General features: G+C 60.3%; 14 protein-coding genes. 4 read left to right on the plus strand and 10 right to left on the minus strand.

Going from position 1 to position 13,244, the window contains the following annotated elements:
* Positions 1–3: 3 nt before the first annotated feature.
* Both KI611_RS02925 and KI611_RS02930 read right to left on the minus strand, forming a co-directional pair.
* Positions 4–948, minus strand: coding sequence for a Nudix family hydrolase (locus tag KI611_RS02925; RefSeq protein ID WP_226418337.1), 945 nt, complete (start codon positions 946–948; stop codon positions 4–6).
* The gene (locus KI611_RS02930) at positions 945–1,835 is read right to left on the minus strand and encodes an ATP-binding protein (RefSeq protein ID WP_226418338.1); all 891 of its coding nucleotides are present in this window, start codon (positions 1,833–1,835) and stop codon (positions 945–947) included. Before KI611_RS02930 ends, KI611_RS02925 begins: the two co-directional genes overlap by 4 nt.
* Positions 1,836–1,939: 104 nt before the next feature.
* Here KI611_RS02930 and KI611_RS02935 point away from each other — a divergent pair, with 104 nt between their 5' ends.
* The 3 genes from KI611_RS02935 (at position 1,940) to KI611_RS02945 (ending at position 5,751) form a co-directional block, all read left to right on the plus strand.
* Complete coding sequence (locus KI611_RS02935) at positions 1,940–3,121, plus strand: murein transglycosylase A (protein WP_226418339.1); 1,182 nt, start codon at positions 1,940–1,942, stop codon at positions 3,119–3,121.
* A 136-nt stretch (positions 3,122–3,257) separates the two neighbouring features.
* The gene (locus KI611_RS02940) at positions 3,258–4,460 is read left to right on the plus strand and encodes an ammonium transporter (RefSeq protein ID WP_226418340.1); all 1,203 of its coding nucleotides are present in this window, start codon (positions 3,258–3,260) and stop codon (positions 4,458–4,460) included.
* Between the two features lie 170 nt (positions 4,461–4,630).
* Positions 4,631–5,751, plus strand: a protein-coding gene (locus KI611_RS02945) for an IS3 family transposase (protein WP_413464014.1) whose coding sequence is annotated in 2 segments (ribosomal slippage) — positions 4,631–4,877 and positions 4,877–5,751 — 1,122 coding nt in all. Because the reading frame shifts where the segments join, the coding sequence is not laid out codon by codon here.
* A 39-nt stretch (positions 5,752–5,790) separates the two neighbouring features.
* Here KI611_RS02945 and KI611_RS02950 read toward each other — a convergent pair.
* The 5 genes from KI611_RS02950 to KI611_RS02970 all read right to left on the minus strand — a co-directional run bounded on the left by KI611_RS02950 (position 5,791) and on the right by KI611_RS02970 (position 8,720).
* The gene (locus tag KI611_RS02950; protein WP_226418341.1) at positions 5,791–6,048 is read right to left on the minus strand and encodes a hypothetical protein; all 258 of its coding nucleotides are present in this window, start codon (positions 6,046–6,048) and stop codon (positions 5,791–5,793) included.
* The gene (locus KI611_RS02955; RefSeq protein WP_226418342.1) at positions 6,042–6,533 is read right to left on the minus strand and encodes an SMI1/KNR4 family protein; all 492 of its coding nucleotides are present in this window, start codon (positions 6,531–6,533) and stop codon (positions 6,042–6,044) included. The genes KI611_RS02950 and KI611_RS02955 overlap by 7 nt, the downstream gene beginning before the upstream one ends.
* 143 nt (positions 6,534–6,676) lie before the next feature.
* Positions 6,677–7,414, minus strand: coding sequence for a transposase (locus KI611_RS02960; RefSeq protein ID WP_226418343.1), 738 nt, complete (start codon positions 7,412–7,414; stop codon positions 6,677–6,679).
* Positions 7,415–7,485: 71 nt separating this feature from the next.
* Positions 7,486–7,788: a contact-dependent growth inhibition system immunity protein gene (locus KI611_RS02965; protein WP_226418344.1), complete on the minus strand. Its 303-nt coding sequence runs from the start codon at positions 7,786–7,788 to the stop codon at positions 7,486–7,488.
* Positions 7,785–8,720, minus strand: a complete 936-nt coding sequence (locus KI611_RS02970; RefSeq protein ID WP_226418345.1) for an RNase A-like domain-containing protein — start codon at positions 8,718–8,720, stop codon at positions 7,785–7,787. Before KI611_RS02970 ends, KI611_RS02965 begins: the two co-directional genes overlap by 4 nt.
* A 253-nt stretch (positions 8,721–8,973) precedes the next feature.
* Here KI611_RS02970 and KI611_RS02975 point away from each other — a divergent pair, with 253 nt between their 5' ends.
* The gene (locus tag KI611_RS02975; protein ID WP_226418346.1) at positions 8,974–10,185 is read left to right on the plus strand and encodes a glutaredoxin family protein; all 1,212 of its coding nucleotides are present in this window, start codon (positions 8,974–8,976) and stop codon (positions 10,183–10,185) included.
* Positions 10,186–10,256: 71 nt separating this feature from the next.
* Here KI611_RS02975 and KI611_RS02980 read toward each other — a convergent pair whose 3' ends face one another.
* The 3 genes from KI611_RS02980 to acsA are packed head-to-tail and all read right to left on the minus strand — an operon-like array spanning position 10,257 to position 12,798.
* Positions 10,257–10,784, minus strand: coding sequence for a GNAT family N-acetyltransferase (locus KI611_RS02980; protein WP_226418347.1), 528 nt, complete (start codon positions 10,782–10,784; stop codon positions 10,257–10,259).
* Positions 10,785–10,789: 5 nt separating this feature from the next.
* A complete protein-coding gene (locus KI611_RS02985; protein ID WP_226418348.1) occupies positions 10,790–11,047 on the minus strand; it encodes an acyl carrier protein in 258 nt (85 codons plus the stop codon).
* Positions 11,048–11,058: 11 nt separating this feature from the next.
* Positions 11,059–12,798, minus strand: a complete 1,740-nt coding sequence (gene acsA / locus KI611_RS02990) for an acetate--CoA ligase (RefSeq protein ID WP_226418349.1) — start codon at positions 12,796–12,798, stop codon at positions 11,059–11,061.
* Positions 12,799–13,244: the final 446 nt, after the last annotated feature.

The raw sequence follows: 13,244 nt of genomic DNA on the forward strand, positions 1-13,244 counted from the left end.
GCCTTACCAGCCGCGCATCAGCGCGATGCCGTGGGCGCCGTGGTTTTGCGCTGCGGTCAGCAGTTCGTTTTCCATCCCCCCCAGAGCGAACACCGGCAAGCGGTTGCCATTGAGCCGCCGGCCAAACTCCGGCCAGCCCAGGCCGCTGCTTTCCGGGTGGCTGGGCGTCGGCAAGACCGGGCCGAGCAGGGCGTAATCGAGACCGAGTTCGCCGGCCCGGGCGATTTCGTCGGCGCTGTGGCAGGAGGCGCCGACCCAGGTGAAATCAGGGCGGCTGGTACAGGCGGCCAACTGGCCGGACGACAGGTGCAGGCCATCGGCTCCGGCCTGGCGGGCGATTTCCGCATCATCGTTGATGACGACCAGCGCACCATGCGCGTGCGCCAGCCGGGTGACCGCCTCGGCGAATGCCAGGCGGCGGGCCGGCGGCCAGCCCTTGTCGCGCACCTGGATCAGGCGCAGACCCTGCTGCAGGGCTTGTTCGAGGCGTTCCAGCTGGCGCTCGACGCCTTCGCTTTCGGCCATCGTGATCGCCATTGTCGTCGGCAGCGCCAGGGCCTTGAGGATAGGGTCATTGGCCGGCAGGATCGGGGCCACCGTCGCGGCCGTGCCGCACGCCTGCCATTTCACCGCCGAATGTTCGAGCGGGGCGGTGATGCCGATCTCGCCGGTCCATGCCGTCGCCCGCCAGAAATTGAGGCGGACGGTGGCGTGCGGGTAAGTGAACTGGCGGGTCAGCCACGGGGAGCATTCCGTGACGGTGATGCCGAGCTCTTCCTGCAATTCGCGGATCAATGCCTGGCGCACCGACTCGCCGGGTTCGACCTTGCCGCCCGGGAATTCCCAGTAGCCGGCATAGACTTTGCCCTCGGGGCGCTGGGCAAGGAGAAATTCCGTGCCGTTGGCCCGCAGCATCACGGCGGCAGCCACTTCGACGATGCCGCTCACTTGGCGGACTTTCGTGCCGGCTTCTGCTGGCCGGCCAGGTCGCGGGCGAACTGCCAGGCGACGCGCCCCGAGCGCGAACCGCGGCCGAGTGCCCAGTTCAGTGCGTCGCGTTCGCTGGCGGCAATCACTTTCTCGCTGACCCCGAGATAGCGCAGCCAGTGATTGACGATGTTCAGGTAGTCGTCCTGGCTGAATGGGTAGAAGGAAATCCACAGGCCGAAACGCTCGGACAGCGAGATCTTTTCCTCGATCGCTTCGCCCGGGTGGATTTCGTCATCGACCCGCGTCGTGTCGAGATTTTCCGCGAAATACTCGGGCATCAGATGGCGGCGGTTCGAGGTGGCGTAGATCAGCACGTTCTCCGGCGGCGCGGCGACCGAGCCGTCGAGCACCGATTTCAGGGCCTTGTAGGCGGTTTCGCCGGCTTCGAAGGAGAGATCGTCGCAGAAGATGATGAAGCGTTCCGGCCGCCCTTCGAGCAGGTCGACAATGTCCGCCAGATCGGTCAGGTCTTCCTTGTCCACCTCGATCAGGCGCAGCCCCTTGGCCGAGTATTCGTTGAGCACCGCCTTGACCAGCGAGGACTTGCCCGAACCGCGGGAGCCGGTGAGCAGCACGTTGTTGGCCGGCTGGCCGGCGACGAACTGGCGGGTGTTGGCGGTAATCCGCTCTTTCTGGTCGTCGATGTTGTTGAGGTCGGCCAGGCGGATCGGGTGCGGATGGCGAATGGCCTGCAGCCAGCTGCGGCTCTGGTTCTTGCGCCAGCGGAAAGCGATGGCGGCGTCCCAGTCGGGCAATGGCGGGGTCGGCGGCAGGGTGGCCTCGAAGCGGCCGAGGACGGCCTCGACCCGGGCAAGCAGGCGATCTAACGGCAGGGAATTGGGCATCGGGGCAGGTATACTTTCAGACGAAGCCTCGAACTCTAACGAAAGCCATGCAAAAAATCCAAGCCGCAATTCTTCTCACTGTCTCTTTGCTGGCCGGCTGTTCCATGCTGCCGCGCCCCGCGGCGCCCGTCGCCTGCGCCCCGTGTGCCGCCTGTCCGGCTTGCCCGGCGCCGCCGGCGGTCACCGTGCCCGTTCCGCCGGTCGTCTTCTCCCGGTCGCTTCAGCCGGCAAGCTGGGCCGACCTGCCGGGATGGACCGAGGACGATCCCGCCGCCGCCTGGCCGGCTTTCCTGCTCTCCTGTCGCGGCATGGCCGGCCGGCCGCATGGCCCGGCCTGGAAGCGGGTCTGCGATCTGGCGCGGGCGGCCGACGGCAAGCCGGATCTCGATCCGCGTCGTTTCTTCGAGCAGCATCTGAAACCGTTTGCCGTGGTAGCTGGCGACGCTTCGGTCAGCGGCATGATTACCGGCTATTACGAACCGCTGTTGCGCGGCAGCCGCCAGCGCACCAAGGGCTTTGAGCAGCCCGTCCGCGGCGTGCCGGATGATCTGCTGACCGTCGAGCTGTCGTCGCTCTTCCCGGAACTGAAGGGCAAGCGCGTGCGCGGCCGGCTGGAAGGCAACAAGGTCGTACCGTACTGGTCGCGGGCTGAAATCGCGGCGCACGGCGACAAGTTTCCGGGCAAGACGCTGGCCTATGTTGACGACGCGGTCGAGCTGTTCTTCCTGCAGGTTCAGGGCTCCGGACGACTCAAGCTGAGCGACGGCAGCACGGTGCGGTTGAATTATGCCGACCAGAACGGCCACACCTATCAATCGATCGGCCGGCTGCTCGTCGAGCGCGGCGAGTTGAAGCTGGAAGAGGCCTCGATGCAGGGCATCCAGGCCTGGGCGCGGGCCAATCCGGGGCGCCTGGACGATTTGCTGAATGCCAACCCGAGTTACGTTTTCTTCCGTGAGATGCCGAACGGCAAGGATGGTCCGGTCGGCGCGCTGGGCGTGCCATTGACCGCCGAACGCAGCATTGCCATCGATCCGCGCTCGGTGCCGCTCGGCGTTCCCGTCTTCCTTGCGACGACCCGGCCGAATTCGGCGCAGGCCCTGAACCGCCTGGTGATGGCCCAAGATACCGGGGGAGCGATCAAGGGGGCGGTGCGCGCCGACTTTTTCTGGGGCTTTGGCAAGGAAGCGGGCGAGCAGGCCGGGCGGATGAAGCAGAGCGGCCGGCTCTGGGTGCTGCTGCCGCCGGAGGCTGCACTGATGAGCGGAGTGGATGCACCGCAATAAGGCGTTGTTTTAAATACAAGCACCAAACAGGTGCTTGTATTTGTGCGATGCTGTCCGCATTGCACTGATTTGTAACATGTTTTGCGCACTGGAATGGTGCTTGCTTTCGCCCTCGGGATCTTTGTCTGGGGGTTTCATGGAAGCGTATCAATCCGGCAGCAACGTACTTTTCATCCTGCTTGGCGCCATCATGGTGCTGGCCATGCACGCGGGCTTTGCTTTTCTTGAAGTCGGCACGGTTCGCAAGAAGAACCAGGTCAATGCGTTGGTCAAAATATTGGCCGATTTCGGCATGTCCACCGTCGCCTACTTTTTCATCGGTTACAGCATCGCCTACGGCGTCAATTTCTTCTCCGGCGTCGATACGCTGATGGCGAAAAATGGCTACGAGCTGACCAAGTTCTTCTTTCTGCTGACCTTTGCCGCGGCGATTCCAGCCATCATCTCCGGCGGTATCGCCGAGCGTGCCAAATTTCATCCGCAACTGATCGCCACCTTTCTGCTGGTCGGCTTTGTCTATCCGTTCTTCGAGAGCATTGCCTGGAATCACGCCTTCGGCCTCCAGTCCTGGCTCAAGGCCACCTTTGGCGAAGAATTCCACGATTTCGCCGGCTCCGTTGTGGTGCATGCCATGGGCGGCTGGGTCGCGCTGCCGGCCGTTCTGCTGCTCGGCGCCCGCTATGGCCGCTACACCAAAGACGGCCGGATCTCCGCCCACCCGCCCTCATCGATTCCCTTCCTGGCGCTTGGCGCCTGGATTCTGACGGTCGGCTGGTTCGGCTTCAACGTGATGAGCGCCCAGACGCTCGACAAGATCACCGGTCTGGTCGCCCTCAACTCGCTGATGGCGATGGTCGGTGGCACACTGGTCGCCCTGATGGTCGGCAAGAATGACCCGGGCTTCACCCACAACGGCCCGCTGGCCGGTCTGGTTGCCGTCTGCGCCGGTTCCGACCTGATGCACCCGATCGGGGCGCTGGTCGTTGGTGGCGTGGCCGGCGGCTTGTTCGTCTTCATGTTCACGCTGACCCAGAACCGCTGGAAGATCGACGACGTACTGGGCGTCTGGCCGCTGCACGGACTATGCGGTGCCTGGGGCGGCATCGCCGCCGGTATCTTCGGCAGCAAGGCACTCGGCGGGGCTGGCGGCGTCGCTTTCATGCCGCAATTGATCATGACCGGCCTGGCGATTGTCGTAGCGATGACCGGCGGGGCGCTGGTCTACGGCGGCCTGAAAGCAGTGCTCGGTTTGCGCCTGGATCAGGAAGAGGAATATCAAGGGGCCGACCTCAGCATCCACAAAATCACCTCGACACCGGAGCGGGAGTCGAATTGGTAGTGATGATTGATAGGAAACAATTAAGTCTGTCGGGAGACAATTAAGTCTGTCGGGCATTTTAGAAGAGGGGGATTTGTAGCCCCCTCTTCTTTTTCTATGTCCTGAGGTGCCCCCAAAAAACAGTGCCAAGGGGAATTTAGTAAAGTCCGTTTTCGAGAAGGAGAATGGACTTGAAGAAGCGGTTTTCAGAAGAGCAGATCATCGGTTTTTTGCAGCAGGCAGAAGCCGGCATACCGATCAAGGAACTGTGTCGGCAACATGGTTTCAGTGACGGATCGTTCTACAACTGGCGAGCGAAGTTTGGCGGCATGTCGGTTCCGGATGCCAAGCGGTTGAAGGATCTCGAAGCGGAGAATGCCAGGCTCAAACGACTGCTGGCCGAATCGATCCTCGATGCCGAGGCACTTAAGGCTGCTTTAGGCCGAAAACGCTGAGCCCCCAGCAAAAGCGTGAGGCAGTCATGGTGATGCGAGAATCGACAACGATTTCCGAGCGCCGTGCCTGCCTGCTGGTGGGTTTGTCGCGCACGGTCCTGCAGTACGAATCGACGGCACAGCCAGAGAATGAGCAATTGCAGGCAAGACTGGTTGAGCTAGCCGGCGAGCGTCGCCGGTTCGGCTATCGCCGTCTGCATGCCTTGGTTCGCCGTGAGGGCGTTCAGGTCAATCACAAGCGTATCTATCGCCTCTACAGCGATGCCGGCCTATCGGTTCGGCGCCGCAAGAAGCGACATGGTGTGGCCGTCGAGCGGCAGGCGCTGGAATTGCCGTCCTCGCCAAACCAGGTCTGGTCGATGGATTTTGTCAGTGATGCATTGGCCAATGGCCGCCGGATCAAGGTACTGACCATCGTCGATGACTTCAGCAAGGAGGCCATCGATCTCGCCGTCGATTTCGGAATATCAGGACATTACGTGACCCGAGTGCTCGATCAGGCGGCTCGTTTCAGGGGCTATCCCAAGGCGATCCGGACTGACCAGGGGCCAGAATTTACCGGCAAGGCATTGGACCAATGGGCCTACCAGCATGGCGTGCAGCTCAAGCTGATCCAGGCAGGCAAACCGACGCAGAATGCGTTCATCGAGAGTTTCAACGGCCGGTTCCGGGATGAGTGCCTGAACGACCATTGGTTTACGAGCTTGCCCCAGGCTCGTATCCTGATTGCCGCTTGGCGCCGAGACTACAACCAGCATCGGCCACATAGCTCACTGGATTATCTGACGCCCGCAGAGTTTGCGGCCAAGCATCGATCCAGTGATCCCGATGATCCCGTCGGGAAAGGATGTCTTTAGCAGTGCAAACCAAGGACTTTTACTAAAACGCCCTTGGCACTAAATCCGGGGGCACCTCACGACCAGCGCGTGGCTGTTGGCGGCGGGAAGGACGTGGTAGAGGCTGGTGTTGGGGATCGCCGGGGTGGCGATCTGGCTGGCGCTGGCGTTGGCCCGGTTGGGGATGGCCGTGCCGCTGCCGGTGGTCTGGTGATCGAGTACGGCGCTGACCGAGGTGTCGAGCGTGACGCCGATGTTGCAATCTGACGATATTGGAAAAGGTGGTCTGTCCCCTATTGCTAGGTTCGTATTTAGCACGCAGCAGGTGGATTAAACCAGTTCGGGTCTTCGACAAGACGTTGGAAAAACTCTGCGAGAGAATCACATATTTTTCCATCATTTGGCAGCTTTTCCCCCCACATCCAGTAAACAGCATTCGGATTTTCACTCTGAGGATGGAGGCATAGGAAAAGATCAACGTCGCGTTGGAAAAATGGGAGTGTGTCCGGCTCTAATTGACTATAAGGCATTAGCCAATCCGATGTTCCTTTTGCTAGCGCCGTGAGTTCATCAATGCTTGCTACATAATTGAAATCCGAAGTATTTCCATTCGTACCTGTTTGTAACTGCCCCCAACCTATCTCTCGATAAAACTCAACTAACTGTATCGGAAGTTTAAATCCCCACACATCTTCCGCTTGACAAATCCTTGCCTCGTCAACGGGGAAAAAAAAGTTTTCATGCAAACCCATCACCTTACCAGGATTGGGGAGGCGCTTTAGGTGGTGCATGAATTCGTACATTGTTATCTCACTTGGTTTTGCAATTGGTCTAGCGGTCGCCCTGGAGCATGTAAGGTAGTATGCCCTGGCTGAGGTGCAGGGGTAATGTTCCACCATGTCGTTGTGCACCAGAAACAGGGACAGACCACGGTTTCCTCCGTCATTCAGTTTGAGTTCTTTATTTTGCCCCCAAATAACTCCCCCGACTCAGGCTCAGGCTTCTTTCGCGGCCGCCCCGGCTGGCCCGGCTGCGCCCGTCGGCCGATTACCGCCGCTACCTCTGTCGCAAAGCGCTCACTGCCCAGCACAAAATTACCATTCGTCGCCCGCCGAATCTGGTCCACCACCCCTGGCTCTAACTCGTAACGAAACAACTCCCGGTAGGCAGCTTGCCGACCCTCTGTATCCCGCCCTAGCGCAACGTAAAGTTCATGCGGTCGAATCAGCCCGTTCTCTTCTCCCTGCCCATTAGCACGGTAACTCGACCAAGGGTAGCTCCCCGGATGCTCCACCATTCCCGCCCGTACCGGATTCAGTTCGATGTAGCGCTGGCAAGCCAGCAGATACGCCTCTTCCTGGATCGGGCAGGAGCGGAAGCGACCTTCCCACAAGGTGCCGCTACGCCGATACACCCGATTCACATACTGCACGTAACGCTGGCCCAAAGCCTTCATCAAGACGCCAGGCGCCTCGGCCTTGTCGGCGGAAATCAGCAAATGCACATGGTTCGTCATCAGTGCATAGGCGTGGATGCGGCAGCCAGTCTTCCCTGCATGCTCCGACAGCCACTCCAGGTAAAAGCGATAATCCTCGTCAGCGAAGAAGCAGGCTTGGCGGTTGTTGCCGCGCTGGATCACGTGTAGGGGAATGCCCGGCAGGGCGAGGCGGGGGCGACGGGGCAAGGAAAGGCTCCTTTAAATACCAAGGTGCCAAGACTATGAAAAAATCGTGGTCTGTCCCCTATTATTTCTGATTAGTGCTGGTGTTGAAATTCTTGCCGAACCTTTTTTAGCCACTGCTCACAAGTCAGCCCAAGCGTAGCGGGATCAAAGTAACAGCCAAGCTTATTGATAAGAACCTCCCCAAGCTCGTCGCTGGTCAGCGATGAGCCTAGAAGTTCATCAATTTCATGTGCACCAGCCAAAAGCTGTTCCTTTGGCTCGGACTCGATAATCGCCTGAATAGCCGACTTGTCGCTATCGAACTCTTCAGCCCAATCTTGGTGAAAGTAGGAGCCTAACAACTGCTCCAACGCATTTAGCTTTTGAGATGTCATGGTAATGTTGGGAATCCTGTAAGAATCTTATATCCTGTTGGCATTGATGGGTCACGAAGCAAAATTGCCCTGGCAGAGCTGGCGTCTACCGCACCTGCCGCTCCACGAGTCACCGAAATACCAACTGGACTAGACGATGAATAGTCCAGACGCAAACGGTTAGACGTTCCGTTCAGCCAGTTTTGAACCACAGATTGGTTTACATCCAATGTCTGTGATAAAGCATTTTCAGCCGTGGCGCGGTCATAGAAAGAAGAAGAACCACTGATTTTTGGCTCGTTTGCAAGACGTGTCATCAAATCTTGCTCAGTTTGCCCAACGTGCTTCTCCAATAAGTGTCCGCCAGCATTCTCATGAGCTTGCAAGCCTCCTCCATCAACAAGCCGGCTGAACGGCGCTTTACTGTTTGTAACAACGCCAACCGCCTGCTTCTCGGTCGTCACCCCCAGTCCTATTGGCCCCGTGGCCATAGAAAACATTATCTCCGTAAGGCTGACATCTTTACCATCCAGTTTTTGGATACCCAAATCCAATGCGCCGCTAGCAAGGGCGGGAACGGGTGCATAGGCAATTGCTGTCGCGGCTAGAGGAGACAGCAAGAAGGAATAAGCCGTATCTTTGACTGAAGCGTCAATTTGTGAGGCAGACCGATTGTCTGGCGTACCAAGCCCGACGCCTGAAGCATTGCTGCCCATGTAGCTCCAATTCGAGGCGAAGGAACCATTAGAGGACGTGCTTGATGGGATTGCGGAACTGGGTTTCTGGTTCCAATCGACGTAATCAAGCACATTCTTACCGCCAAGGTAGGCGATGGCTGCTCGATTTTCATTGCTCAGTTGGACTGTCGGATCGCCCGCCAACTGGCTAAGTACCTTAATCGCACTTTGTGCGTTTGCTTGGTCTATCGAGTTACCCTGACGAATACTGAGCAAGATCGCATTGCGGACTTTGTCATTGATGCACTGCGTGTCATCAGCACAAGCCTTGACATTCTCCAAATAATAGGGGACAGACCACGATTTTTGCCGAGGGGGTGAATTGGTTTTGGTGTGCGTTGTCGCTAAGTTGGGAGAAATAAACGTGATCTGTCCCCTATTATTATGATCGATAGCTAAAATCGGACGAGCAGTCGCGCCCTAAAAACAGGAAATTCAACAGGCGCTCCCTCGAGGGTATAGTTTTGCCATGCAAAATCGATATGCAACGACGGGTTCGTGGTTCCGGATATTCCGCGTAGTCGGAGTCATCGTTCTGACGGCAATTCTCATGGCCGGCCAGGCGATTCCGGCGGTGGCAGCAGAAGCGATGCCGTTACCCGGGATCGAGCTTTTCGTCCGGGATGGCTGTTCGCATTGCGAAGCGGCCAAGAGCTTTCTCGACGACCTGGCTGGCGAACAACCGGGCCTGCATGTGACCGTCGTTGACGTTCGACACAACCCGGATGCCCTGGCGCGTCTGCTTGCACTGTCGGCGAAGGCCGGCATCGCCCAGCCGGGCGTGCCGACCATCCTGGTCGGCAGCGAACTGATCGTCGGTTTCGAAACCCCGGCCACCACGGGCGTACAGATACGTGCCGTGCTCGGTCATGCACAACACCCGGTCGGAACTGGCTCGATGCCGGTTTGCGGCGTCGCGGACGAGACGGTTTGTCAGGCCCCGAACGGCGATTCGATAAAAATCCCGTTTACCAGCCGTCAGGTCAGCGTCAATGAACTCGGCCTGCCGTTGTTTACCATCGTCATCGGATTGCTTGACGGCTTCAACCCTTGTTCAATGTGGGTGCTGATCCTGATCATCTCGATGCTCGCGACGCTCGGCGATCGGCGCCGAATGCTGCTCATCGCCGGAACGTTCATCGCGATTGAAGGAATCGCCTATTTTGGCTTCATGGCCGCCTGGCTCAACCTGTTCCTGCTGGTCGGGCTGTCGCGTGTTTCCGAGATTGCCATCGCCCTGCTCGCGATCGTTGCTGGCGCAATAAACCTCAAGGATTTCCTGGCGTTCGGACGAGGCATCAGCTTGTCCATTCCCGCCTCTGCCAAGCCGGGCATCTATGCGCGGCTGCGTGCGATTCTCCGGGCCGAGCACCTCTGGCCGGCCCTGGCCGGCACGGTGCTGCTCGCCGTGCTGGTGCAGATCTTCGAATTGCTGTGCACCTCCGGGTTTCCGGCGCTCTACACCCGGATACTGACGCTGCGGAACCTCGACCGCATCGATTACTACGGCTATCTGCTGCTCTATGACGCGATGTACATGCTGGACGACATCATTGTCCTCGGGATCGGTGTCGTCACGTTAAGCCATCGTCGCCTGCAGGAAAAAGAGGGACGATTCCTCAAGTTGGTGGCCGGACTGGTCATGCTTGGCCTCGGTGTTTATCTGCTGTTGCCGCACTAGCAGCGTGCCGGTAGTCCTTGCCCTCGGCGGCAGCGCGTTCGGCTCAGGCCAGGCCGCCCGAGCAATTCCAGCTAGAGGGGCCGCACGGCATGGACCATGCCGGGGTCGTCGACGTCGCGGTGCAGGGTGAAGCCGAGCTGCCGGGCGAATTTGAGCATCTTGTCGTTGCCGGCCAGGATGAAGCCCTCCATGCTCGCCATGCCGCGCGCCTTGGCCGCGTCGATCAGCGTCAGCATCAGGAGGCCGGCGACGCCGCTGCCCTGCCATGCATCGTCGATCGCCACGGCAAATTCACAACTGTTGTCTGACGGGTTGGCAACGTAGCGGGCGACGCCGATCTCCAGATCCTGCCCATCGCGCTGGATGATCGCGACGAGGGCCAGGTGCCGCTCGTAATCGATCTCGGTGAGGTACTTCAGCTTGCCCGGCGCCAGTTCCTTCAAGGTCGACATGAAGCGCTTGTAGCGCGAGTCGGGCGACAGATGTTTGACGAAATCCTGCTCCAGGGTCGCGTCGGCGGCGCGGATCGGGCGGATCGTCACCGGGCTGCCGTCGAACAGGTAACGGGTGCGAACGAGATCGGCCGGATAGTCGCTCACGATGTTCAGCCCGCCGGTGTCTTGGCCGCCAGGTAGGCGACGATGCCATCGAGCGTCTGGAGCTTGCCGTAGTCGGTTTCGGGGATGTTCACCTGTAGCCGCTCATGCAGCGCGGCCAGGACGTTCAGCCAGTCCATCGAATCGAGATCGATCTGGGCGCGCAGCGGCTGGTCGGGGATGATCTGGGCCGGCTTGATTTCCGGCGCCAGCGCTTTCAGGATTTCCAGCACTTGGGCGCGGATCTGCGCGTCGTTCAGGTTCATCTTCTCTCCCGTTACTCCAGTGTCGAACTATCGCCTTCCGGCAGGCCGAGCTCCCGGGCCTTGAGCAGGCGGCGCATGATTTTGCCGCTGCGAGTATGTGGCAGCGCTTCGACGAATGCAATTTCCTTGGGCGCCACCGCGGCACCCAGGCGCAGGCGGGCATGGGCCATCAATTCCAGGCGCAAGGCTTCCGTTGCCGCGACGCCGTGTTTGAGTGCGACGAAGGCCTTGACGATCTCGCCGGCCAGCGCGTCCGGCTTGCCGATCACTCCCGCCTCGGCCACCGCCGGGTGTTCCAGCAGCACGCTCTCGACCTCGAACGGTCCGATCAGATGCCCGGCCGACTTGATGACGTCGTCGCGCCGGCCGACGAACCAGTAGTAGCCATCGGCATCGCGCCGCACCATGTCGCCGCTCAGGTACAGCGGGCCGGCAAAGCATTCGGCGTAGCGGTCCGGCTGGTCGAGATAGGCGCGAAACATCGACGGCCAGCCGGCTTCCAGCGCCAGTTCCCCGACCTCGCCGGGGGTTTCAAGCAATTCGAGCGGCCGGCCGGGGCGGCGGCGGACTACATGGGCGCTGATGCCGGGCAGCGGTCGCCCCATCGAGCCGGGCTTGATGTCCTGCGCCGCGGTGTTGGCAACCATGATGCCGCCGGTTTCGGTCTGCCACCAGTTGTCATGGATCGGCCGCCCGAGGACATCCAACCCCCACCAGACCGCCTCTGGATTGAGCGCTTCGCCGACGCTGGCGATGAAGCGCAGGTCGGGGAAGCGGTGGCCGGCGAACAATTCCGGCCCGGCCTTCATCAGCATGCGAATCGCCGTCGGCGCGGTGTACCAGACATTTACCCGCTCGGTTTCGAGAATGTCGATCCAGCGCGCCGCATCGAACTCGGCCTGGTCGACCACGCTGGTCACGCCAAGCACCAGCGGGGCGATGATGCCGTATGACGTTCCGGTCACCCAGCCGGGATCTGCGGTGCACCAGAATACGTCGTCCGGCTGCAGATCGAGGGCCGTCCGCGCCGTGGCGTAATGCGTGAGCACCGCGCCATGCACGTGGATGGCGCCCTTGGGCATGCCGGTCGTGCCGCTGGTGAAATGCAGCAGCGCCGGATCTTCGGGGCCGGTCGCAACGAGCGCCGGTGTATCCGGGGCGGTGCGCAGCAGGGCCTGCAGATCCAGTGTACCGGGAATGGGGCCGCTACCGAGGTCGTCGACCAGCAGCACGTGTTCGAGGCTTGGCAGATCGGCACGCAAGGCCGCCACTTTGCGTTGGTAGGTACTGGCCGTGGTCACCAGCACCTTGCCCCCGGCCTGTGCGATGCGGCTGCGAATCGGCTCCGGCCCGAAGGCCTGAAAGAGCGGCGAAGCCACCGCGCCGATCTTCAGGGCGCCGAGTACGGCGACGTAAAGCTCGCAGATGCGGCCGCACAGCACGAACACGCAATCGCCCTTGGCGACGCCCAGCGACTTGAGGAGATTGCCGAAGCGGTCGGTCAGTCCGGCCAGTTCCCGATAGCTGACGGCACGCGCCCTGCCGTCCGGCCGCAAGAACCGGAAGGCCGCCTTGTCGGCCAGCGCTGAATGGGCATGCCGGTCCACCGCCGCGTAAGCGATATTGAGACTGCCATCGGGCAATACGCCAAGCTCGCGGCTCACCTGCGCCCACGAAAACGCGGTGCCATCGTTCGTCGCGGCTGCGGAGCGCGAATGGAGCGGTGACTTGCGAATAACCGGTGGTCTCATCGGTGTCCTCCGAGGCCTTGCTGTCAGGTGGTGAGTCGGGAGAAGCGGCCGCGACAGTTTATCTCTGGCGGTGCACGCTTTTCTGAACAGTTTATTTGGTGTTTTCGCTAAACCGTAGGGACTACCCGGCCCCGTGGATTAGAGGTGGGAGGGGAGCCATCCCGAAGCGACGGCGAGTAAAGCAAGTGACACAAGAATAAACGCCGAAACGAAGCGGAGGAAGGGTTTGCGGTGCGGGCGCGCTGCTTCGGAAAAGTAGCGATCTGAGGCAAATGAAATTGGCCCTAATGCGTAGGCCCACAGAGGGGCATGAAAACCACGGATCAATGGAACGAAGTGCCGAATAGCCATTGCCAAGAGCCAGCATGGCAGCGCGAAAATGGATATGGCAATTCCGATAGCAATTGTGTCGGTCACAGCAACAGGCCTTTAATGTCTAAAACTAC

This window comes from Dechloromonas denitrificans (genome assembly GCF_020510685.1).
Taxonomy (GTDB): Bacteria; Pseudomonadota; Gammaproteobacteria; order Burkholderiales; family Rhodocyclaceae; genus Azonexus; species Azonexus denitrificans_A.

Coding starts and splice junctions, on each gene's coding strand:
- KI611_RS02930 (WP_226418338.1), bottom strand. CDS start 1,835: ATGCCCAATTCCCTGCCGTTAGATCGCCTGCTTGCCCGGGTCGAGGCC.
- KI611_RS02935 (WP_226418339.1), top strand. CDS start 1,940: ATGCTGCCGCGCCCCGCGGCGCCCGTCGCCTGCGCCCCGTGTGCCGCC.
- KI611_RS02940 (WP_226418340.1), top strand. CDS start 3,258: ATGGAAGCGTATCAATCCGGCAGCAACGTACTTTTCATCCTGCTTGGC.
- KI611_RS02955 (WP_226418342.1), bottom strand. CDS start 6,533: ATGTACGAATTCATGCACCACCTAAAGCGCCTCCCCAATCCTGGTAAG.
- KI611_RS02965 (WP_226418344.1), bottom strand. CDS start 7,788: ATGACATCTCAAAAGCTAAATGCGTTGGAGCAGTTGTTAGGCTCCTAC.
- KI611_RS02975 (WP_226418346.1), top strand. CDS start 8,974: ATGCAAAATCGATATGCAACGACGGGTTCGTGGTTCCGGATATTCCGC.
- KI611_RS02985 (WP_226418348.1), bottom strand. CDS start 11,047: ATGAACCTGAACGACGCGCAGATCCGCGCCCAAGTGCTGGAAATCCTG.
- acsA (WP_226418349.1), bottom strand. CDS start 12,798: ATGAGACCACCGGTTATTCGCAAGTCACCGCTCCATTCGCGCTCCGCA.